Here is a 21,969-nt window from a genome sequence, read left to right on the forward strand (position 1 = left end):
CGAACCGCCCGCCCCTCAAGCCGCAGCCCGCCGGGCCGCGCCGCGATACTGCACCAGCAACGCCTCCCGCCGTACTGCGGCCGCATCCATGCTGGCCTCCTTCACGTGGCCGTAGCCGCGGATGTCCTCTGGCAACGCGGCAAGCGCCAGCGCGGCGTCCACGTTGTCCGCGCTCAGGGACGTCGCGAATTCGTCGATCATGGCCAGATAGTCGTTGACCAGCGCCCGCTCGGCGCGGCGCTCGGCAGTCTTGCCAAACACATCGAACGCCGTGCCACGCAAACCCTTCAGGCGCGCCAGCAAGCGGAATGCCGTCATCGTGCGCGGACCGAAGCGGCGCTTGACCGGGTGGCCCTTGGCGCCACCCTTGTCGGTCTTGGCCAGCAACGGCGGCGCCAGCCAGAAGTTGAGCTGGTAATCGCGGCCGGGCTCCCCTTCGAACTGGGCGCGCAGCTTGTCCAGGAAGGCGGGATCGGCGTAGAGGCGCGCCACTTCGTACTCGTCCTTGTAGGCCATCAGCTTGGCCAGGTTGCGGGCCACGGCCTCGGTCAGCGGCAGCTTGCGGTCGATGCCCAGTTGCTGCTCCGCGGCGCGGATGCGCTCGACAGCCTCGCGGTAGCGGGCAGCGTATGCGGTGTTCTGGTAATCGGCCAGCATCGTCTCGCGCTTGCGGATCAGGGTGTCGAGCGTCTGCGGGATTGCCACGACCTGTGCGGCCGGGGCCGCCGGAGCACCCGGCAGGAGCGCCTTGACCGCCGCCTCGCCATGGTGCGCGAGATACCGTCCCCATTCGAATGCCAGCCGGTTCTTGTCGATCGACACCCCGTTGAGTTCGATCGCGCGCAGCAGGCTTTCACGCTGCAGCGGGATCCAGCCCTTCTGCCAGGCAAAACCGAGCAGCAGCGGGTTGGAGTAGATGGCATCGGCCAGCAGGGTCACCGCCCATGCGCTGGCGTCGAAGAACGCGCAGGCATCGCCCACGCTGGCGCGCAGGTCCTGCTCGGCGCTGGCACCGGGGAACTTCCACTTCGGGTTCTTGATGAATTCCGCGGTGGGCGTGTTGGCGCTGTTGACCACGGCGGCGGTCAGTCCGTGCCGGATCTTCGACAGCACTTCGGCCGAGGCCGAGACAATGGCGTCGCCCCCGATCACCAGGCGCGCCTCGCCCGTCGCGATACGCGTCGCATGCAGGTCGTCCGGGCCCGGTGCGATCTGCACGTGGCTGATCACCGCCCCGCCCTTCTGTGCCAGGCCAGCCATGTCGAGCACGGTCACGCCCTTGCGTTCAAGGTGCGATGCCATGCCCAGCAGGCCGCCGATGGTGACCACGCCCGTGCCGCCCACGCCGGTGACCAGCACGCCGTACGGCCGCTCCAGGGCCGGCAGCCGCGGCAGCGGCAGCGCCTCGAAGTCGGCGCCGGTGCCCTTGCCGCCCGCTGCCGCCGGCTTGCGCACCTGCGCCCCCTCGGCGGTGACAAAGCTCGGGCAGAAGCCGTTGACGCAGGAGAAATCCTTGTTGCACGACGACTGGTTGATCTTGCGCTTGGTCCCGAGTTCGGTCTCCAGCGGCTCCACCGACAGGCAGTTGGACTTGGCCGAGCAATCGCCGCAGCCCTCGCAGACCGCGTCGTTGATAAAGGCGCGCTTGGCCGGGTCAGGATAGGTGCCGCGCTTGCGGCGGCGGCGCTTCTCGGTCGCGCAGGTCTGGTCGTAGATCAGGATGGTGACGCCCGCGGTATCGCGCAGCTCAACCTGGACGGCGTCGAGCTGGTCGCGGTGGAACACCGTCACGCCGGACGGCAGCATGGTGCCGTCGCCATACTTCTGCGGCTCGTCGGTGACGACGACCAGCTTCTTCGCGCCTTCGGCCAGCACCTGGTGCGCAATCTGCGGCACCGTCAGCACGCCGTCGATGGGCTGCCCGCCGGTCATTGCCACGGCATCATTGAACAGGATCTTGTAGGTGATATTGGCCTTGGCCGCGATCGATGCGCGGATGGCCAGCAGCCCCGAGTGGAAATACGTGCCGTCGCCCAGGTTGGCAAACACGTGCTTGTCACCGGTGAAATGCATCTGGCCGGTCCAGGCCACGCCCTCGCCGCCCATCTGGCTGAAGGTGTCGGTATTGCGGTCCATCCACAGGGTCATGTAGTGGCACCCGATGCCGGCCAGCGCACGCGAGCCTTCCGGCACGCGCGTGGACGTATTGTGCGGGCACCCTGAGCAGAACCAGGGCTTGCGCTCCACCGCGATGCGCGGCTGCGCTGCCTCGCGCTCCTTGGCCTCGATCAGCGCCACGCGCGCGGCAATGCGTGCGCGCACCGCTTCCGGCAGGTCGAAGCGCTCCAGCCGGCGGGCGATGGCCTTGGCGATCAGCGCCGGCGACAATTCATAGTGCGCCGGCAGCAGCCAGTTGCCACGCGGCACCGACCACTCGCCGCCATCGTTGCCACGCTGGTCGAACTTGCCGAAGACCTTGGGCCGCACATCCTCGCGCCAGTTGTACAGCTCTTCCTTGAGCGCGTATTCGAGGATCTGGCGCTTTTCTTCCACCACCAGGATCTCTTCCAGGCCGGTGGCGAACTCACGGGCGCCGTGCGCCTCCAGCGGCCACACGCAACCCACCTTGTAGACGCGAATGCCGATGCGGGCGCAGGTGTCATCGTCCAGGCCCAGGTCTGCGAGCGCCTGGCGCACGTCCAGATACGCCTTGCCGGCGGTCATGATGCCGAAGCGCGCGTTCGGCGAATCGAGCACGACGCGATTAAGCCGGTTGGCCCGCACATAGGCCAGCGCCGCATACCACTTGTGGTCAAGCAGCCGCGCTTCCTGCTCCAGCGGGGAATCGGGCCAGCGGATATTGAGGCCGCCCTGCGGCACGACAAAGTCCTCCGGCAGCGCGATCTGCACGCGCTCGGGATCGATCTCGACCGAGGCGGTCGACTCCACCACGTCGGTGACGCACTTCATCGCCACCCACAGGCCGGAATACCGGCTCATGGCCCAGCCATGCAGGCCGTAGTCGAGGTACTCCTGCACATTGGCGGGGTACAGCACCGGGATGCCGGCAGCCTGCAGCACGTGTTCCGACTGGTGCGCCACGGTGGAGGACTTGGCGGCATGGTCGTCGCCGGCCAGCAGCAGCACGCCGCCATGGCGCGACGAGCCGGCCGAATTGGCGTGCTTGAGCACGTCGATGGACCGGTCCACGCCCGGTCCCTTGCCATACCACATCGAGAACACGCCGTCGCGCGTGGCGCCGGGGAACAGATTGACCTGCTGGCTGCCCCAGACCGCGGTCGCGGCAAGGTCTTCGTTTACGCCGGGCTGGAACACCACGTCGCTGGCCGCCAGGTGCTGCTTGGCCTTCCACAGCGCCTGGTCCACGCCGCCCAGCGGCGAGCCGCGATAGCCCGAGATAAACCCGGCAGTGTTGAGGCCGGCGGCGCGGTCGCGCGCCTTCTGCAGCATGGGCAGGCGGACCAGGGCCTGCACGCCGCTCATGTAGACGCGGCCCTGCTCCAGGGTGTACTTGTCGTCCAGGCTGGCGCTGGCCAGGGCTTCGATCAAGGCGGGATTCAGCGGGGCATTCACGATTCTCAGTCTCCGTGCTTGTTCTCTTGTATCCGCAGCAGTTTAGAAATCCGTGCCGTCATCGTAAAATCATGAATTCCAACACCTGATATCTGCATAACGGATACCTCGGAGACCCCCATGTTCAAGGTGCGCGAAGGCTCGGAAAGACTGGCCAAGGAAGTCACGCTGAGGCAGTTCCGCTATTTCGTCGCGGCCGCGGAGACCGGGCAATTCTCGATGGCCGCGACCGCCGAGCATGTCTCGCAGTCGGCCATCACCAATGCCGTGCTGGCGCTTGAGCAGCGCCTGGCCGTACGCCTGTTCGAGCGCCGGCCCCATGGTGTGACGCTGACGGCAGAAGGCCACCTCTTCTTCCAACACGCCCGCCAGATCCTGGATTCGGTCGAGGATGCGCTGCGCGAGCCGCGCTTCCAGGTGCACGGGTTGCAGGGCAGCGTGCGCCTGGCCGCCTCCTACACGGTGCTGGGCTACTTCCTGCCGGGGCTGCTGGCGCGCTTTCGCACCAACTATCCGGACATCGAACTGGATCTGCTCGACATGGACCGGCCGGATATCGAGCGGGCCGTGCTGGCGGGGGAGATCGAGCTGGGCATCGCGCTGCTGTCGAACCTGGAGCGGCCCCAGCGCTTCCAGCGTCATACGCTGATGCGTTCCCGGCGCCAGCTGTGGACCTCGTCCAGCCATCCGCTGCTGGCCGTGGAGCGGCCTTCGCTGCGCGATATTGCGGCCTATCCGTATATCCTCATCACCGTGGACGAGGCCGAGGAATCCACCCTGCGTTACTGGCGCAGCCACCGGCTCGCACCCAAGGTCGCATTCCGGACCGGCTCGATGGAGGCCCTGCGCGGGCTGGTGGCGCATGGCTTCGGCGTCACCGTGCTGTCCGACATGGTGTATCGCCCCTGGTCACTGGAGGGAAAGCAGATCGAGGCCCGGCCGATTGCCAATGCGGTGCCGGACATGGAGGTCGGCATGCTGTGGCAGCCCGGGCGCAAGCTGGGCAAGCCGGCGGATGCCCTGAGGGAGTTCCTGATTCACGCTTGCGGGAGTTGAGGCGCCAAGTCCTGCCGTGCCGTGTCGTGCCCACCCAGCGCAGAAAACCAAAAGAAATGGTGCAATGCAACATAAATGCACCTATGCTGGAGGCATGCCGGCCGGACGCGCCTTCGAAAAGCGATCCAGACGCCGCTCGCCTCCCAAGAATTTGCCAGGTGTCCGTTTTCATCGGATGCCGAAGGAAAACCCGCGTGCCCTCCTCCGTTATTCCGCAGCCTGTCCTCGACGCTTCTGCAACAAACTCCTCCCGCCTCTTCACTGAAATGTGCGAACTGCTCCAGGCGGCAATACATGTCGTCAGCATCCGCACCACGCGCATGGCGATCGCCGGTCCGGCGCCTGACGAGCAGGACCAGCGCGAATTCAGCCTGATGAGCATTGAGAAGGGGGAGGCCGCATCGGAATCGTTGCTTGCGATGGGTTCGGGATGGATCAACCTGACCATGGCCCTTGCAAAGGACACCAGCGAGCATCTCTGGGCGACATCCGCGGCCGCGGCGACGCTGGCGTCCAGTCGATCCGCCGCGCAATGGTTCGAACACCAGGCCGACCTTCTGCAATTGGCCGCCGGGTTCCCCGGCAACCCGCTGAAGCTGGCAGACCTGGCGACAAACCTGATGCAGCAGATCCTCGCGCCGATCCACGGCCGTGCGATGGCAAATGCGAAGCGCCTGGGCGCAGCGTGAAGGGCGGCGGGCCCGCGGTTGCGTCGCCACGGACCGAATCAGACAGCACCCGCACGCGGCCGCGCGAACAGGAACCCGCTGACCAGGCCGACCCGGTCGGAGCCAGACGCCGGCAACGCTTGCGCCGATTTCCTAGACGGTGACGGCCGCGACCCCTTCCAGCGCGATAATCCTTGTTGTCGCACACCTTTCCCGAATCGCCTTGAGGCGGGCATACTCTGGCGAGTCATACCAGGCCATCAAGGCATCCATGTCCGGGAACTCGACGATGACGAGACGATGCGGTTGCCAGTCTCCTTCGAGAACTTTGGTTGGACCGCCACGGCCCAGATACTTCCCTCCATATCGCACCTCGGTAGCAGGTACGTCTCGTTTGTACTCTTCAAAAACGGCGGGGTCCGTGACGTCAACGTCGGCAATCAGGTATGCAGCCATGACACGCTCCTATCTGCGCTAGTTCCCGCTTGATTGTAGTTGCCACAATTGCCAGTGCAGGCCGCCTGCTCGGCGCCGCGCCGGTAAAATGCAGGTCGCCACAGCATTCATTCGCGAGCACGGCATGGACTGGTTCTCGTAGCACTCACCAGCCCATATCAACATCCACGGACGGAGACATGCCTTGACCATAAAGAGCCGATTCACCCTGGGCCTGTTGGCGACGGTAAGCGTTATCGCGGCTACACCAGCTTGCGCACAAGAGCAATGGCCGAGCAAGACGATCCGCTTTGTCGTGCCCTTTGCCGCCGGCGGCGCCAATGACCTGATGGCGCGCGCCGCGTCCGAGGGCGCCACCAAGGCGCTGGGCCAGACCGTGCTGATCGAGAACCGGCCCGGCGCGGGCGGCACCGTGGGCGCCGACATCGTGGCCAAGAGCGCGCCGGATGGCTACACCTTCCTGATCAGCGCAGCCGGCGTCATCTCCAACAGCATGATCAAGAAGTCCATGCCGTTCAAGGATGACGCGCTGGTCCCCGTGGCCATGATCGGCCTTGCGCCCTCAGTCATCGTGGTGCCGAAGAACGCGCCCTACAAGGATCTGCGCGACTTCGTCGAAGCGTCAAAGAAGGGGAAAGGTTTCAACTTCGCGACCGCGGGAACCGGCAGCACCCCGCACTTCGTGGCGGAGATCCTGAATGTGAAGTACGGCGCGAAACTGCAGCCGGTGCCTTACAAGAGCGGGTCGGAAAGCACTACGGCAGTGCTGGGCGGCCAGGTGGAAGGAACCTCCGAGGCCAGCATCATCGCCCTTCCGCATATCCTGCATGACGGCAAGTTCAAGGCGCTGGCCACCACCTGGACGCAACGCATCTCGGCCTACCCGCAACTCTCCACCGCCGTGGAGCAAGGTTTCCCGGAACTGCAGATCGCGCATTGGGCCGGCGTCCATGCACCCAAGGGGACGCCCGACGCGATCCTGGACAAGGTAGCCGCCGCGGTGGACAAGGCCATGAAGGACCCGGCCGCCGCCGCCAAGCTGAAGGCCGTGGGCATCGAGCCGGTCGGCGGCACACGTGCTGACTTCGTGAAGTTTGTCGATGCGGAGCGCAAGCGGCTGGGCGAGATCGTCAAGGCCGCCAGGATGCAGGAGAAGTAATCGCTGCGCCCGCCATGCCGCCCCATCGGTCAAGACGCTGGGGCGGCGTTGCTTTCATTGGCCGATGCCGCAGGCAGGTTGCGGCGCCCCCAGTTCTCTGCCTGCCGCTCCAGGTGCAGGCGGATAAAGTCCATCAGCGTCCGCGTTGCCAGCGTCGGATAGCGGTTTGGCGCGGTCAGCATGTAGACGCTGTCGCCCACGCCTTCGGCTTCGCACTCGGCCAGTGCCTCGCGCATTTGTCCGGACTGCAGTTGCCGCCAGACCGCATAGCGCGGCAGCAGTGCCACGCCCAGCCCGCCCATCACCGACTCAAACAGGAACGGATAGTCGCCTGACTGGATCCGGGGCGACACGCGCAACGTCATCGGCGTGCCCGCCAACCATACCTTCAGCGTAAAGCGGCGCCCCAGCGATGCCGGGGCAATCATGTCGCAGCGCTCCAGGTCGGCCACGGTCCGGATCGGCCCGTGACTGTCCAGGAACGATGCCGACGCGCACAGGCACCAGCCGACATCGCAGATGCGCCGCGCCACGTGGTCATCGGGCGGCTGCGAGGTGATCTTCAGCGCCATGTCGACCTCGGCCGGGATCAGGTCGCCAATGTTGTCGTTGATGACGACGCGCAGCGAAATCTGCGGGTAGTTGCGCGCGAATTCCAGCAGCAATGGCGTCAGGTAGAGATGACCCAGTCCCGTGGGCAGGCGGATACGCACGTCGCCGCGCACCACCTGGCCAAGGCTGTCGATCGAGGTATTGGCCGACTGCAGTTCGTCCAGCATGCGCAACCCATGCGCGTACAGCAACTGGCCCGCTTCGGTCAGTTCGACATGGCGCGTGGTGCGGCGCATCAACTGAGCTCCCAGGTGCTGCTCCAGCAATTTCAGGCGGCGCGATACGTTGGAGCGGGTCATGCCGCTGCGCTCGGCGGCGGCGGTCAGCGTGCGCGACTCGACCATGGTGACGAAGAGCCGCACCAGGTTGAGATCGAAATTATTGTCAATCATGAGTCAACACCGTAGGCACAAATCGAGGGATTGTCCTGTCAGGAAGCCAACCCTAGCATAAACCTCCTGCTTATCCACCCTTCGAATCCCATGTCCGCACTGCCCGCTTCCGACCTGTCCGACACCGACCTGCCCTTCACCGGCCTGCGCGTGCTGGACATCAGCCAGGGCATTGCCGGCCCATACTGCGCGCACATCCTGTGGCAGCAAGGCGCGGAAATCGTCAAGGTCGAGCCGCCCGCGGGCGACTGGGGCCGCAAGGTCGGGGTCGTGCGCGGCGAGACCAGCGCGCTGACGATTGCCTATAACGCCGGCAAGCGCAGCGTCTGCATCGACGCCACCACCGACGCCGGCAAGGAAGTGCTGCTCGGCCTTGCGCTGCAGGCCGACATCGTCGTGCAGAACTTCCGCCCGCAGGTGGCGGAACGGCTGGGCGTGGGCTATGCGGCACTGGCCGCGCAACGGCCCGCGCTGGTCTATGTGTCGATCAGCGGCTATGGCCCGGATGGTCCCTATGCCGACTATCCGGCTTCGGACTCGGTGATGCAGGCCGACTCCGGGCTGATGTTCGCCAACCGTGCCGCCGACGGTGGCGCGCGCCGCATCGGCATGCTGCTGGCCGACGCCGCCACCGGCCTCTATGCCGCCCAGGCCTGCGCCGCGGCACTGTGCCGGCGCTTTCGCAGCGGGCGCGGCGGCCATGTCGAGCTGAACCTGTTCGATGCTTGTTGTGCGCTGCAGGCCAACAACCTGCTCGAGCATGCGATCGGTGGCCCGGCGGCCGCCGGGCCGGTGAGCGCGCCCAATGGCGTCTATGCCAGCAGCGACGGCAGCGTGACGCTGCTGGCGCTGAACAACGCGCAGTTCGCCAAGCTATGCCATGCGCTGGACCGCACCGGCTGGCTGGAAGACCCGCGCTTCGCCGACAACGCCGCGCGCATGGCCCACGCCGGGCTGCTGAACCAGCAGGTGGCCGAGCAGATCGCCACGCGCACGACCGCGCAATGGCAAGACATCCTCAGCCGGCATGACGTGCTGCATGCCCCGGTGCGCAGCTATGACGACGTGCTGGCGCACCCGCAGGCCGCACACCAGCAGACCTTCCAGACGATCGCGCAGCCGGGGCTCGGACCGCTTCCCTTCGCCGGCATCCCGGCGCGCGACATGCGCCGGCCAGCCGGCCCGGCGCCGGCCAACGGCGAACATACCGTGCAGGTCCTGCGCGAGGCCGGCTTCGGCCAGCAGGCCATCGACGCATGGCTGCAGCAGGGTGTGGTGCGACAGGCGACGGCCCCGGCGGCCAAGGCAGGTGTGCAATGAAGGCGCTTGTCTGCAAGCAGTTCGGCGGCGTGCAGGACGTGGCGCTGCAGACCATTCCGGAACCGGCGCTGGCCGACGCGCATGCGGTCACGATTGCCGTCGAGTACGCCAGCGTCAGCCATGCCACCGGCCTGATGATCGCCGGCCAGTACCAGCGGCGCCCCCCGTTGCCCTTCGTGCCCGGCACCGAAGCGGTCGGCCGCGTGGTGGCCTGCGGTGACGCGGTCACGCGGCTGCGTTCCGGCGACCGGGTGGTGGCGATCGCGGACTGGGGCTGCTTTGCCGAGCAGGTCACCGTGCCCGAGTACACCGTCTACCGCGTCCCGGACGCGCTGCCGCCAAAGGCTGCGCTGCCGATCCCGATTTCCTATGGCACGGCGTATTGCGGGCTGGTGTGGCGCTGTGCGCTGCGCCCGGAGGACACGGTGCTGGTGCTTGGCGCCGGGGCCGGTGTCGGGCTGGCCGCCGTGGAGATTGCGCGCCAGCTCGGCGCCACGGTCATCGCCTGCGCCAGCACCGAGGCCAAGCGTGCCGACGCGCTGCGGCGCGGCGCCACGCACGCGCTGGCCCCGGCGGACCTGGCCGCATCGGTCAAGGCGCTGACGGACGGCCGTGGCGCGGATGTGGTGGTGGACCCGGTCGGCGGTGACCTGTTCAACCAGGCGCTGCGCGCTGCGGCGGCGAACGCTCGCATCCTCAGCATCGGCTTTGCCAGCGGCACCATCCCGCAGGCTCCGGTCAACCTGCTGCTGGTCAAGAACCTCACGCTGCACGGGTTCTTCTTTGGCCGCTACATCGGCTGGACGCCCGCCAACGAACGGGCCGAGCATGCGGCCGCGCTGCAGGAAGTCATGGCGACGCTGTTCGATTGGGCCGCGCGGGGCAAGCTGGAGCCGACCGTATCCGCGGTCTATCCGATCACCGGCCTGGGCGACGCCCTGGCCGCGCTGGAATCCCGCCAGGTGGTGGGCAAGGTAGCGATAAAAATCAAGGAGACAGAGACGTGAACACCCGATACCAGAAACGACTTCCTGCGTGGCCGCGGCTGCGCGCCGCACTGATGCTTGCGGCAGCCGCTGCCGCGCTGCCGGCTGCCGCCGTCGCGCAGGACTTCCCGCTGCATCCCGTGCGCATGGTGCTGCCCTACCCCGCCGGCGGACCGACCGACCTGCTCGCGCGCGTGGTCGCGGTCAAGATGGGCGAGAGCCTGGGCCAGAGCGTGGTGGTCGACAACAAACCCGGCGCCAGTGGCATGATCGGCGCCGAAGCCGTGGCGCGCGCGCCCGCCGACGGCTACACCATCCTGGCCAATGCCTCGCTGCATGTGATCAACCCCAGCATCCAGCCGAAGATGCGCTATGACTCATTCAAGGACTTCGTTCCCGTCACGCAGCTGGCCGACGTGCCGCTGGTGCTGGTGGTCAACAACGCATCGCCGGTAAAGACTGTGCAGGACCTGATCGCCTACGCAAATAGTCAGGGCGGTGCGCTCAACTTCGGCTCGGCGGGCAATGCCTCGGCCCAGCACCTGGCCGGCGAATCGTTCAAGCTGGCAGCAAAGGTGCCGATGCAGCATGTGCCGTACAAGGGCAGCGCGCCGGCGCTGACAGACCTGATGGGCGGCCAGATCCAGCTGATGTTTGATTCCATGCCGTCGGCGATGCCCTTCATCAAGTCCGGCAAGCTGCGTGCCGTTGCCGTGACCACCGCGCGCCGCGCGAGCGCGCTGCCAAACGTGCCCACCGTCGCCGAGTCCGGCCTGCCCGGCTTCGACATCAGCACCTGGTACGGCCTGTGGGCGCCGCGCGGCACGCCGGCCCCGGTCGTGGAAAAGCTGGCCGCGCATGCGGCCAGCGCGCTGAAGCGGCCCGATGTGCGGCAGCAATATGCCGACATGGGCGCCGAGCCGGTCGGCTCTTCACCCGGCGACTTTGCCCGCTACAACGCTTCCGAAGGCAGGAAATGGGCGGAAATCGTGCGGCGCTCGGGGGCGAAGGCAGACCAGTAGCGCATGGCGGTTGCCGCAGGACTGGCCGATGCGGGGTGTCGGCCAGGTTTCCAGACGATCGCAAATTGCAGGTAAGCTGGCAAGGGCCGACCCGTTCGGCGGTGGGCCAGTGTCTGCCAAGACTAATCGTTCGCAGGGTCGCCTTTGGACTTTAGCAGCACATGTCGCCCTTCGCTGACGGTCCCATTCTTGCCAACGGCGAAGAGCAGGTAGTCGCCGGCAATCGCAAGCCCTGGCAGCGGCGGAGCAGTGACATCCAGTTTGCCATCGTTCTGAACCCGGACCGGGAGCTTCACGTATCGGTTTCCCCAAGTCCAGTTGTGAGTGACCGGCCCCGTACGCACCAGCGCAACCGATTCGACCTCGGCGGCGGAGACGTCCAGCTTGAAGGTATTGCCGTAGTGGATACTGTTCGGGCTGTTATTGATGACCGGCTTCGCTCCTTTGAAGAAATAAGGCGGCTTGTAGAATTCAAGGACCGGAACTGCGGCGTCCCGCTGCGCCTGGGTCTGGGGAGTCTGGGGTGATCCCGGTATCAGGTTGACCCGGTTGCCTCCCATCACCCATACACCACCATTTGGCATCAGTAGCGCAGTGGAATGGTCATGCCGGGGCACCGGCGACGTGACCACGTCGGTCCTGCTGCCGTCGGCCGGATTGAACATCTGATAGGCAAGGCTGTTCACGTTTCCATCGGCACCACCAACGACCAGCAGTTTCCCATCCGGCAGGGCCACCACATTATTCTGCGTGGCGGGCAGTGCCAGGTTGGCGAGGGGCCTCCATTTTGGTGCCGCACTGGAGAAATTGATCGTTTCTGCCGTCGCTGCGGCCGGTGTGTTGCCGCCATTCGATCCGCCGAAAAGGAACACATCCTGTGACCATGTGCCATCGGCATTGATCGTCACCATGATGACCCCGGCGCCACTGTCGTGGGCGTTCTGCGCCGTATCGACATATGCCCAATGGTTCTGTGCCTGCGTGGCGATCAGTGGATCGGCCAGCGCCGCCTGGACATCGAACAGGTAGGTCTTGCCGCTGTAGAAGAAAGGATCATATCCCCGGATACTGAGCCCGCCCGGTTCTCCTGGCAGGGGCGGTACGACTTCGGATGTTACCGCGACCTTCCAGTCGTTCTCGCCAGGGCCGGTCTGGACGACAAAGGCGCGGGGATACATTGGCAGCAGCTTCTGCGCGTTCTTTAGTGCAACCGTCGAATCCGTCTTGGGGTCATATAATTCCGGGACTGCCTGGCGCACCTTGGTGGCACTCGCATTGGCCGGCCCCACGGCGGTATTCTGGTCCGAGCCGGACAGGATCAGGATCTTGCCATCGGGCAGGGTCACGGCGGTCGGGTACCAGCGTTGGTACTCCATATCCGAGGAAATCGGTGGATCGGTGTTGTCCTCCTTCAGCGGATCGCAATGTGACAAGACGCCGGTCGGGTCCGATTCAAAGCCGGATCTGACGCAAGGGACAGGCCTGAATACCCATTGCTCGGTCTTGGGGTCGAATATATTGACTTTCCTGCCGCCATTGTTGCCACCCTTGTCATGCAGCCCGACTACGTAGATGCGGCCATCAATGCCGGCGACGTGGCCAGTACAGAACAGGTTATATCCCAGTCCCCTGGAAAAACCGGCGTCCGAAAAGAACGGGTCGGTATAGCTGATGTCCGCGCTGGTCAGATCGGCAACTGCCGTCTTGGTGAATGTGCCGGCATTGATCAAGGACTGCAGTCCACAGACATCGACGATCTGGGTGTTTTCTCGCTCGAGGTCAGAGCTGTAGCGCGACCAGCCGCTTTCGTCGAGCTGCCCGAGCCCGAAACCGCCTTGTACCAGCTCGATGTACTTCTGGTTGAATCCCGGGAAGCCACCGCCCTGCACCGGCGGATTGAGATAGTGCTTCGGCTTGTATTCCGACGGCCGCATCCAGATCAGCATCTTCGGACATTCCGCGTACTTCTTATTCCATATCAGGGAGGTGTGGATAAAGTCCTTGTGAATCGGAATCAAACCACTCTTTTCTCCGCATACCGCCGGACCGGCGGCAGGACATCCATCCGCCGCCAGAACGGTACCGACCGGAGTGGCGATAAGCCAGAATGAGCATGTGCCTGTCACCGCTAGTGACAGGGCCTTATGACGGTTCTTCATACGACCTCCTTTGAGGCCATCTGTTCAGGAATATAGTTCGAGGTCTGCAGCCAGCAGCTACCCCCGACCATAAAAAGCTGTTTCAACCAAGGTACTCGTGGCGCCCTCCCTGCGCTGAATTCTGTGGCGCATTTGGCTGACCCCTGCGCGGGCGGAACATCCCGCCAGCGTGGCAAAGGCGGGAAGCGCCCGGGACGACATTCTTGGTCTGGTCCGGGTCCATCCAATGCTCCCTTCGGGCGGCAGCTTCACTGCCAACTTGAGTGCGCACCGGCGTCGCCGGCGCACGCCCGACGGTCTCCCCGGAATAGCGAATTGATCCGGGAAGCGAAGCGAGATCGGTGCCAACAAAGCTAGTTCGTTGATTCTTTTCGGAAATGTGGCGGTGGGAGAATTGCCGGCTAGCGCAAGTCGGAAATATTGTTACAGAGTGGAGACAAAGACATTGGCCTTGGCATGTGCATCCAAGATGACAATGGCCGTCCACCTCGTGCCATACGTGCCATACGTGCCGTTCGGCAGTCGCCAGTGCACGGTGCGGCTTCAACAGCTCTCCGCGTTGGAGTCTGGATTTGATGGATGTAAGTGCCGTGATGAATATCCGGGTAATGAGGATGCTCGTGAACCCATGTCATGCCGATGCCAGTGGCGAAAAGGTGGCATTGAGAGCCCCCCGACGCGCCGATGGCGAATTTTTCAGATGCACGCAGCACCTTAGTCCCACCATTTGTTTCTTCCCTTGTTTGCTCTGCGGCGCACCGCAACCGTGCGCCCATGCGCCAGATTGAGCACGGCCCCCCCTCATTTTCCCAGCCCCCATTCAAGCTACGGGTTTTCGCTCGTTGAAGGTTGGCATGTCTGTTGCATAGTATTCAAGTGACTTGAAGATGGTGCAGGCAGCTTTCCAAGCTTTCCCGGGCGTCCGCAGGCGCCTTGCATCGGTTCGGGTCCGTGACGCCGCGCAGCGGTCCGTCCAATTTGTTCATGCAACCCAGGGGGAAGAGAGTGCGCAAGAAACACACTGCAGTAGCCGCCGCCATCGCAGCCGCTGCGACCGGAATGGTCCTGACGGCAGCACCGGCGCAGGCCAAGGATGTCGTCAAGATTGCCTTTGTCGGTCCGCTGACCGGTGGCGTGTCGTCGATCGGCCTGGGCGGACGCAATTCCGCGGACCTGGCCGTGCGCTTGCGCAATGCGGACCCGAAGGCCAGGTACACCTATGAACTGGTGGTACAGGACGACGAATGCCGGCCGAACGTCGGCGTGCAGGTGGCGACCAAGATAGCGGCGGACAAGTCCATCGTTGCCGGCGTGACGCACTTCTGCTCTGCCGTGGCCATGGGCACAGTGGGCGTCTACAGCCGCTTCGGCATGCCCGCCGTCGTGTGGGGCGCCGTGCTGCCCGAGGTCACCTACGGCAACAAGTTCAAGGAGATCCATCGCGTCAACGGCACGATGATCAACCAGAGCGAAGTGGCGGCCAAATTCATGACCGGGCTGGGCTACAAGAAGTGGGCGATCATCCATGACACCACCGACTACGGCAAGGGCCACAACAAGTATTTCAGCGAGTTCCTGAAGAAGGATGGCGGCACCATCGTCGGCACGTTCGGCGTGACAGCCGATCAGCAGGACTTCACCACGGAGCTGACCAAGATCCGCGAACTGAAGCCCGACGTGGTGTATTTCGGCGGCCTCACGCCGCTGGGCGTGCGCATCCGCACGCAGATGGACAAGCTCGGCATCAAGGCCCAGTTCGAAGGCACGTCGGGCATCAAGTCCGATGCCTATATCGAAGGCGTGGGCAAACCGCTGTCGGAAGGTTCGCTGGCGTTCATCGAAGGCGCGCCGGTGGAGAAGCTGGCGGGCGGCCAGTTCTTCATGGAACGCTACACGCAGCAGAAATACGGTGAACCGCCCGAAGCGTATGGCCCGTTTGCGTTTGCCGCGGCCAATTTGATCATGGACGCCGTGGAAAAGGTGGGACCGGACCGCAAGAAGGTGCGTGATGTGCTGAACGGCACCAGGGACGTGAACACCATCATCGGCAAGGTCACCTTCGACGACCACGGCCAGAACGTGGTGCCGCTGATCACCAAGTATGTGGTGGAAGACGGCAAGTGGGTGATCTGGGAAGACAGCACCTACGGCAAGGGCAAGAAGAAGCTGACCGGCCTGTAAGCATGGCGGCCGGGTTCGGGGCGCTCCTGCCCCCCGCCCGGCCCCGCGCCCGCCTGCCTGGGCATCCGGAATTCGGGGGATACCAATGAGTGTATTAGGGCAGTACGTCTTTAACGGGCTGATGCTCGGGATGATCTACGCCATGGTGGCGGTCGGGTTCACGCTGTTCTTCGGTGTGCTCGACGTGATCAAGTTTTCTCATGGCGATGTGCTGATGGTGGGCGCGTTTGCCGGGCTGGCGGCATCAGCCGGCGTGGTGGCGATGCACGTGGATTCCCCGTGGCTGCAGCTGCTGGCCATCGTGGTGTGCGCGGTGACGGTGACCGGCCTGCTGGGCGCCGGCATCGCCCGCGTCCTGATCCTGCCGCTGCGCCGTGCGCCACCGCTGAACACGCTGCTGGCCACGCTGATGCTGGGCACCGTGCTGCGTGAGGCGGTCCGGCTGTTCTACCCGGACGGCTCGAACCCGAAGCCGTTTCCCGCGCTGCTGCCCGCTGGCGAGTTCACCATCGGCGCGCTCTCCATCCGCGCGGACAACCTGATCCTGCTGGCCGCCGGCGTGGCCATCATCCTCGGCGTGCATCTGCTGATCACCCGCACGCGCTTTGGCATGGCCATTCGTGCCGTGGCCCAGGATGGCGAAACGGCCCGGCTGATGGGCATCAACTTCGAGGTGGTGGTACTGGTCACATTTGCGCTGGGGTCCGCCATGGCGGCACTGGCGGGCGTGATGAACGGCCTCTACTACAACGAGATCAACTTCAACGTCGGGCTGCTGCTGGGAGTGATCGGCTTTGCCGCTGCCATCCTTGGCGGGCTCGGCAATATCTACGGCGCCATCCTCGGCGGCTTCCTGTTTGCGGCGCTGCAGGTGCTGGGCAGTGCCATGCTGCCGGCCCTGGTGCCCGACATCCCGAGCGCCTACAAGGACGTATTCGCCTTTGCCGTGGTCATCGTGCTGATGGCCTGGAAGCCGACCGGACTCATCGCGGAGAAAGCCAGTGAACGTGTCTGACAACGTCTCGAAGCCGCTGCCTGCGGCCCCCGGCGCCACAGCCGACGGCCCGCAGCGGCGCCCGGCCATGGTGCTGGCCATCGCGGCCATCGCCATGGTGGCCTATCTCTACGGCTTCCTGCATGCGGAATCGCAACTGGCGGTGGCCGTGCTGCTGGCACTGGCCGGGGCTGCGGTGTTTGCCGCAGGCCGGCTGGGCCTGACGCAGGCCGTGGAGCAGGCGGCAGTGCGGCGACCGGGCCAGTCCAGGTTATGGGCGCTGGCCGGCACGCTCGCGCTGATCGCGCTGTTCCACGAGAGCCATTTCGTCCTGCTGATGCTGTGCGCCGTGCTGCTTTACACCACCGCCTGCCTGGGGCTGACAGTCCAGTTCGGGTTTTCCGGCGTGTCCAACTTCGCGGGCGCGGCGTTCTTTGGCATCGGCGCCTACACCACGGCCGTGCTGGCCGCGCACACGGGCATTCCTCACGTGCTGGTGATCGTGCTGTCTGGCGTGGCAGCGGCCGTGATCGGCTCGGTGCTGGTTGCGCCCGTGCTGCGCACGCGCGGCCACTATGCGGCGCTGGTGACCATCGCGTTCGGCATCCTGTTCAAGACCTTCCTTGAAGTCAACGACGTGCTGGGCGGGCCGCAGGGCCTGCAGGTTCCCGGGATGACGCTGTTCGGCTTCGCGTTCAATGAGGGCGCGACACTGTTCGGCGTGGACGTGTCGTTCTACGCCAGCTATGCGCTGCTGAGCCTGCTGATCTGTGCGGGCACGTTTGCCGTGGTCAAGGCGCTGGAGCGCTCGTGGGTAGGCCTGGCGATGGACGTGGTGCGCACCGACGAGACCGCCGCCGCCGCGTTCGGCCTGCACATCGCCCGGTGGAAGGTGATTGCGTTCATGCTCGGCAACTTCTTCGCCGGCATCGCGGGCAGTGTCTACGGCATGGTCACTGCGTTCGTGGCGCCCAACAACTTCACCTTCGCCGACTCGCTGCTGATGCTGTCGATCGTGATCCTGGGCGGCCTTGGCAACGTGGTGGGCCTGGTGCCAGCGGCCATCATCGTGCTGGTGCTGCCCGAAAAGCTGCAGTTCATCCAGGAATACCGCTTCCTGTTCTACGCGGCGCTGGTGATCGCCATCCTGCTGTTCCGCCCGGACGGCCTGATGCCGCGCAAGACCCGCCTGTTCTTTCCCCGGGAGGATGCGCAATGAGCGACGCGATGATCCAGGTGCGCGACCTGACCATGCGCTTTGGCGGCCTGACCGCGCTGGACAACCTCCAGCTCGATATCCGCCGTGGCGAGATCCTGGGCCTGCTCGGCCCCAACGGCTCCGGCAAGACCACGTTCTTCAACGTGCTGACGGGGCTATACAAGGCAAGCGCCGGGACAATCACTTATGACAGCGACAACGTCATCGGCAAGACGCCACAGCAGATCTACCGCAGCGGCGTGGCGCGGACGTTCCAGCGTTCGCGCTTGTCGCTGCCGCTGACGGTATTCGACAACATCGTGATCGGCGATTACCAGAACATGCAGCACGGGCTGGTCTTCAACCTGTTCCGGCGCAAGGCGTTCCGCGCCGAGTACGAGCGCTACGTGGAGTCGGTGCGCGAGCTGCTGGGCAGCTTCAGCCCGCCGCTGGTGGCGCGCCTGTTCGAGCCGGTGGAAACGTTCACGATGATCGACCGCCGCCGCATCGAGGTCTGCCGGGCCCTGATGAGCCGCCCTCGCCTGCTGCTCCTCGACGAGCCTTCGGCTGGCATGACGCATGACGAGACCCACGAGCTGATGGACGACATCCTGCAGGTGCGCGGCAAGCTGCAGGACCTGTCGGTGGTGCTGATCGAGCATGAGATGAACGTGATCGAGCGGATCACCGACCGCTGCATCGTGCTGAACTACGGCAAGAAGATCGCCGAGGGAACCTACGCCGAGATTACCGCCGATCCCGACGTGCAGACCGCCTATCTGGGGGAGGAAGCCGCATGAGCGACAGCACACTGCGCGTGGAAGGGCTGACCACGGGCTATGACAAGGTCAACGTCCTGCACGATGTCTCGATCGAGGTGCCGCCGGGCAAGATCACATGCATCCTTGGCGCCAACGGCGCCGGCAAGAGCACGCTGATCCGCTCGATCCTGGGCCTGACACCGCCGCGCCAGGGACGCATCCTGTGGGACGGCACGGACATCGCGGGCGAGAAGACCCACAACATCATCGCACGCGGCATCTCCTGCATTCCCGAAGGCCGCAAGGTGTTCCCGCGCATGACGGTGGCTGAAAACCTTGCGCTGGGCGCCTTCCTTCAGGCGGACCCGGCCAGGGTGCGCGAGCGCATCGAGCGCGTGTACACGATCTTCCCCCGGCTGCGCGAGCGCGCGGGCCAGCTCGCCGGCACCATGTCCGGCGGCGAACAGGCGATGGTGTCGATCGGGCGCGGACTGATGGCGCAGCCGCGGCTGCTGGTCATCGACGAGCCGTCGCTGGGCCTGTCGCCGCTCTATGTGAAGGAGAATTTCAAGGTCATCCAGCAGATCAACGAACTGGGCATGACGGTACTGCTGGTGGAACAGAACGCGCGCCAGACGCTGGCCATCTCACACCAGGGCTATGTGCTGAGCCAGGGCCGTGTCGCGGCCCAGGGCACCGCGCAGGCGCTGCGCGAGAACGATGAGGTTCGCGCAGCCTATTTCGGCTGATCCGGAGAACATGCGATGGACGACTTCCTCGATCTTCCGGTCCGCACTCTGGCGCAGATGGTGTCCCGGCGCGAACTGAGCGCCGAAGCGGTGGTCCGTGCGGCGCTGGCACGAATTGCGGCGCAAGACCCAGGCATTCTGGCCTGGCAGCACGTGGGTGGCGACACCGCCGTGGCGCATGCGCGGCGGCTGGACGCCGGCGGCGCGTCAGGCGCGTTGCCGGGCGTGCCGCTTGGCGTCAAGGACCTGATGGATACGGCCGACATGCCGACCACTTATGGTTCGCCGATATACGCCGGACATCGGCCGGGCGTGGATGCGGCGGCGGTGGCACTGGCCCGGTCGGCGGGCGCGGTCGTGGTCGGCAAGACCGTCACCACCGAATTCGCCACGTTTCAGCCGGGCCCGACCCGCAACCCGCGCGCGCCGGCGGACAGGCCCCGCACCCCCGGCGGCTCGTCGAGCGGATCGGCGGCCGCCGTCGCCGCAGGCATGGTGCCGCTGGCCTTCGGCACACAGACTGCGGGATCGATAGTCCGGCCGGCCGCCTATTGCGGCGTGGTGGGCTACAAGCCCACGCATGGCACGCTGCCGCTGGCCGGTATCAAGCCTCTGGCACCGAGCCTGGATACGGTGGGCGTGCTGGCCCGCCGCGTGGAGGACGCGGCCTTCTTCATCGGCACCCTGGCGCGCGATGCCGCGGTAGCGGATGCGTCCACGCTACACCACGCGCCGCTGCGCATCGGCATTTGCCGCACGCCGCATTGGGAACGCGCCAGTGCCGATACCCAAGCCGCGCTGGACACCGCGATCCGTGCGCTCGAACGCATCGGTGGCACGGTGCGCGACTTCAACCTGCCGCAGGCTTGCCACGGGCTGACTGAAGCCCAACTGGACATCATGGCATTCGAGGCACTCGCCGCATTCGCGCCGGAAGCACGCGAGCACGCAGAAGGCTTCAGCGCGGCTTTCGCGCGCCAACTCGAAGCGGGCCGCGCCGTCACCGGCCAGCGCTTCCATGTCGCGCTGGCCCACGCGGAAGCTGCCCGCACGGCGTTCAGCATGGCGATGGCCGAATTCGACGTCGTGCTGGCCCCTAGCGCCGAAGGCGAAGCGCCTGCCGGCCTTGGCGCCACCGGCGATCCGATTTTCTGCCGCATGTGGTCGCTGCTGGGCACCCCATGCGTCCATGTACCGACGGGCACCGGCGCCACCGGCATGCCGGTTGGCGTGACCGTGACGGGGCCGCGCCATGCCGATGCCCGCGTGCTCGGCATGGCTCATCGCCTTGAGCAGGCGCTCGGCGCCAGCGTTGCCTGATATCTGGAGATCAAATTGACCGTATCGAACCCGCCCACCTTCGCCAGCGCACAAACCATTGCAGAACGCGCACAGGATCATGTGGGCGCCGGGCGGCTGGCCGCATCGCTGGCAGCCCTGGCCCGGTTTGGCCTGCGCCACGACGGCGGCGTTTCCCGCGAAACGCTGACCGCGACCGACCTGGCCGCCCGGCGCCACCTGATCGACCAGGCACGCGCGCTGGGCTGCACAGTCGGCATCGACGATTGCGGCAACCTGTTTTTCCGCCGCCCCGGCCGCGAAGACCTGCCGCCGGTGCTGACCGGCAGCCACGCCGATACGCAGCCGGTGGGCGGCAAGTACGACGGCGCGTACGGCGTGCTGGCCGGCCTGGAAGTGATTGCCGCGCTTAACGCGGCCGGCATTGAGACCTTGCGCCCCATCGAGGTCGTGTCCTGGACCAACGAGGAAGGCAGCCGCTTCGGTCCCGGCGCGATGGGGTCGAGCGCCTTCGTCGAACCCGCGCGGCTGGCAGGCTATCGCGACGTGACTGACGCGGCCGGCATTCGCTTCGGCGAGGCGCTCGATGCCGCGCTGGCGGAAAGCCATGACGTGACCAGGGTGCCGATGGCGCGGCCGATGGCGGCATGCGTCGAACTGCACATCGAACAGGGGCCGGTGCTGGAAGGCGCAAATGTGCCGCTGGGCGTGGTCACCGGCATCCAGGCGGTGCGCTGGTTCCGCGTGGAATGCACGGGTACGATGGCCCATGCCGGCACCACGCCGATGGCGGTACGACACGATGCGATGGCCGCGGCCGTGGCCATCGCGCAAGACCTGTACGCGCTGGCGCCGCGCCATGCGGCCGCCCCCGGCACTCCCGAACTGCGCCTGACGCTGGGCCGCTGGAGCGTGGCGCCGAACTCGGTCAACACCATTCCCGGCCACGTCACGTTCACGGTCGATATGCGCTGCCTGGACGACGCCGCGCTTGACCGCGCCGAAGCGGCACTGCGCGCGGCGTGTGTCAGGCACGCACATGCGCCCGAAGCGGTCACGGTCACGCGCTTCTTCCATCGCGAGCCGACGCATTTCCCCGAGGCCATGCTGGGCACCATCGAGCGCGCCTGCTCGCGTGCCAGCGGCAACGCCGGCCGCGCGCTGCCGATGCGGCTGACCTCCGGCGCGTTCCACGACGCCATGTACCTGGCCGACCATTGCCCCACGGCGATGATCTTCGTGCCAAGCAAAGGGGGCATCAGCCACAATGCCGCCGAAGATACGGAAGGCGCCGATCTGTTCCTTGGAGCCCAGGCACTGGCTTACACTGTCGCCGAACTGGCCAGCCGCTGAACACATCGAC

Annotated in this window: 17 protein-coding genes; 13 read left to right on the forward strand and 4 right to left on the reverse strand. The window is 65.7% G+C overall.

Features of this window, described 5'->3' with window-relative positions:
• Positions 1–15 precede the first annotated feature (15 nt).
• Positions 16–3,594, reverse strand: coding sequence for an indolepyruvate ferredoxin oxidoreductase family protein (locus AC07UK_RS13125; RefSeq protein WP_494687094.1), 3,579 nt, complete (start codon positions 3,592–3,594; stop codon positions 16–18).
• 120 nt (positions 3,595–3,714) lie between these two features.
• Between AC07UK_RS13125 and AC07UK_RS13130 the strand changes: the two genes are divergently transcribed.
• A complete protein-coding gene (locus AC07UK_RS13130) occupies positions 3,715–4,650 on the forward strand; it encodes a LysR substrate-binding domain-containing protein (RefSeq protein WP_436224958.1) in 936 nt (311 codons plus the stop codon).
• A gap of 194 nt (positions 4,651–4,844) precedes the next feature.
• Positions 4,845–5,339: a polyhydroxyalkanoate granule-associated phasin gene (locus AC07UK_RS13135; protein WP_436224957.1), complete on the forward strand. Its 495-nt coding sequence runs from the start codon at positions 4,845–4,847 to the stop codon at positions 5,337–5,339.
• Positions 5,340–5,471: 132 nt separating this feature from the next.
• Here the strand turns inward: AC07UK_RS13135 and AC07UK_RS13140 are convergent, their stop codons facing one another.
• On the reverse strand, positions 5,472–5,774 hold the full coding sequence (locus AC07UK_RS13140) for a DUF1330 domain-containing protein (protein WP_013953587.1): 303 nt from the start codon (positions 5,772–5,774) through the stop codon (positions 5,472–5,474).
• 208 nt (positions 5,775–5,982) lie between these two features.
• Between AC07UK_RS13140 and AC07UK_RS13145 the strand changes: the two genes are divergently transcribed.
• Positions 5,983–6,933, forward strand: a complete 951-nt coding sequence (locus tag AC07UK_RS13145) for a Bug family tripartite tricarboxylate transporter substrate binding protein (protein ID WP_494687124.1) — start codon at positions 5,983–5,985, stop codon at positions 6,931–6,933.
• Between the two features lie 29 nt (positions 6,934–6,962).
• On the opposite strand, the gene AC07UK_RS13150 is transcribed toward AC07UK_RS13145, so the two are convergent.
• A complete protein-coding gene (locus tag AC07UK_RS13150) occupies positions 6,963–7,937 on the reverse strand; it encodes a LysR family transcriptional regulator (protein WP_436224956.1) in 975 nt (324 codons plus the stop codon).
• Positions 7,938–8,027: 90 nt separating this feature from the next.
• Between AC07UK_RS13150 and AC07UK_RS13155 the strand changes: the two genes are divergently transcribed.
• From AC07UK_RS13155 to AC07UK_RS13165, 3 genes are read left to right on the forward strand one after another with little or no spacing between them, the layout of a single operon-like run.
• Positions 8,028–9,257 carry a CaiB/BaiF CoA transferase family protein gene (locus AC07UK_RS13155; protein ID WP_494687096.1) on the forward strand — a complete coding sequence of 410 codons (1,230 nt, stop codon included), beginning with the start codon at positions 8,028–8,030 and terminating at the stop codon, positions 9,255–9,257.
• Positions 9,254–10,264 carry an NADPH:quinone oxidoreductase family protein gene (locus tag AC07UK_RS13160; protein ID WP_494687097.1) on the forward strand — a complete coding sequence of 337 codons (1,011 nt, stop codon included), beginning with the start codon at positions 9,254–9,256 and terminating at the stop codon, positions 10,262–10,264. The genes AC07UK_RS13155 and AC07UK_RS13160 overlap by 4 nt, the downstream gene beginning before the upstream one ends.
• 53 nt (positions 10,265–10,317) lie before the next feature.
• Positions 10,318–11,265, forward strand: coding sequence for a tripartite tricarboxylate transporter substrate binding protein (locus AC07UK_RS13165; protein ID WP_436225365.1), 948 nt, complete (start codon positions 10,318–10,320; stop codon positions 11,263–11,265).
• Positions 11,266–11,387: 122 nt separating this feature from the next.
• Here the strand turns inward: AC07UK_RS13165 and AC07UK_RS13170 are convergent, their stop codons facing one another.
• Positions 11,388–13,424, reverse strand: coding sequence for a galactose oxidase-like domain-containing protein (locus tag AC07UK_RS13170; RefSeq protein ID WP_494687098.1), 2,037 nt, complete (start codon positions 13,422–13,424; stop codon positions 11,388–11,390).
• Between the two features lie 1,005 nt (positions 13,425–14,429).
• Here AC07UK_RS13170 and AC07UK_RS13175 point away from each other — a divergent pair.
• The 7 genes from AC07UK_RS13175 (at position 14,430) to AC07UK_RS13205 (ending at position 21,959) form a co-directional block, all read left to right on the forward strand.
• The gene (locus tag AC07UK_RS13175) at positions 14,430–15,605 is read left to right on the forward strand and encodes a branched-chain amino acid ABC transporter substrate-binding protein (RefSeq protein WP_436224952.1); all 1,176 of its coding nucleotides are present in this window, start codon (positions 14,430–14,432) and stop codon (positions 15,603–15,605) included.
• Between the two features lie 85 nt (positions 15,606–15,690).
• Positions 15,691–16,620 carry a branched-chain amino acid ABC transporter permease gene (locus tag AC07UK_RS13180; RefSeq protein ID WP_013953596.1) on the forward strand — a complete coding sequence of 310 codons (930 nt, stop codon included), beginning with the start codon at positions 15,691–15,693 and terminating at the stop codon, positions 16,618–16,620.
• Positions 16,607–17,818 (forward strand): branched-chain amino acid ABC transporter permease, encoded by a 1,212-nt coding sequence (locus AC07UK_RS13185; protein ID WP_494687099.1) that lies wholly within the window; start codon positions 16,607–16,609, stop codon positions 17,816–17,818. Before AC07UK_RS13180 ends, AC07UK_RS13185 begins: the two co-directional genes overlap by 14 nt.
• Positions 17,815–18,597 carry an ABC transporter ATP-binding protein gene (locus AC07UK_RS13190; protein WP_494687100.1) on the forward strand — a complete coding sequence of 261 codons (783 nt, stop codon included), beginning with the start codon at positions 17,815–17,817 and terminating at the stop codon, positions 18,595–18,597. The genes AC07UK_RS13185 and AC07UK_RS13190 overlap by 4 nt, the downstream gene beginning before the upstream one ends.
• Positions 18,594–19,307, forward strand: coding sequence for an ABC transporter ATP-binding protein (locus AC07UK_RS13195; RefSeq protein ID WP_436224950.1), 714 nt, complete (start codon positions 18,594–18,596; stop codon positions 19,305–19,307). Before AC07UK_RS13190 ends, AC07UK_RS13195 begins: the two co-directional genes overlap by 4 nt.
• Before the next feature lie 15 nt (positions 19,308–19,322).
• Complete coding sequence (locus AC07UK_RS13200) at positions 19,323–20,627, forward strand: amidase (protein WP_436224949.1); 1,305 nt, start codon at positions 19,323–19,325, stop codon at positions 20,625–20,627.
• A 15-nt stretch (positions 20,628–20,642) separates the two neighbouring features.
• The gene (locus tag AC07UK_RS13205; protein ID WP_436224948.1) at positions 20,643–21,959 is read left to right on the forward strand and encodes a M20 family metallo-hydrolase; all 1,317 of its coding nucleotides are present in this window, start codon (positions 20,643–20,645) and stop codon (positions 21,957–21,959) included.
• Positions 21,960–21,969: the final 10 nt, after the last annotated feature.

Source organism: Cupriavidus sp. GW821-FHT07C08 (assembly GCF_059419025.1).

Bases quoted from the DNA above. Each gene is read 5' to 3' on its own strand.
- AC07UK_RS13130 (WP_436224958.1), top strand. From the start codon at position 3,715: ATGTTCAAGGTGCGCGAAGGCTCGGAAAGACTGGCCAAGGAAGTCACG.
- AC07UK_RS13140 (WP_013953587.1), bottom strand. From the start codon at position 5,774: ATGGCTGCATACCTGATTGCCGACGTTGACGTCACGGACCCCGCCGTT.
- AC07UK_RS13150 (WP_436224956.1), bottom strand. From the start codon at position 7,937: ATGATTGACAATAATTTCGATCTCAACCTGGTGCGGCTCTTCGTCACC.
- AC07UK_RS13155 (WP_494687096.1), top strand. From the start codon at position 8,028: ATGTCCGCACTGCCCGCTTCCGACCTGTCCGACACCGACCTGCCCTTC.
- AC07UK_RS13160 (WP_494687097.1), top strand. From the start codon at position 9,254: ATGAAGGCGCTTGTCTGCAAGCAGTTCGGCGGCGTGCAGGACGTGGCG.
- AC07UK_RS13165 (WP_436225365.1), top strand. From the start codon at position 10,318: ATGCTTGCGGCAGCCGCTGCCGCGCTGCCGGCTGCCGCCGTCGCGCAG.
- AC07UK_RS13170 (WP_494687098.1), bottom strand. From the start codon at position 13,424: ATGAAGAACCGTCATAAGGCCCTGTCACTAGCGGTGACAGGCACATGC.
- AC07UK_RS13180 (WP_013953596.1), top strand. From the start codon at position 15,691: ATGAGTGTATTAGGGCAGTACGTCTTTAACGGGCTGATGCTCGGGATG.
- AC07UK_RS13190 (WP_494687100.1), top strand. From the start codon at position 17,815: ATGAGCGACGCGATGATCCAGGTGCGCGACCTGACCATGCGCTTTGGC.
- AC07UK_RS13195 (WP_436224950.1), top strand. From the start codon at position 18,594: ATGAGCGACAGCACACTGCGCGTGGAAGGGCTGACCACGGGCTATGAC.
- AC07UK_RS13200 (WP_436224949.1), top strand. From the start codon at position 19,323: ATGGACGACTTCCTCGATCTTCCGGTCCGCACTCTGGCGCAGATGGTG.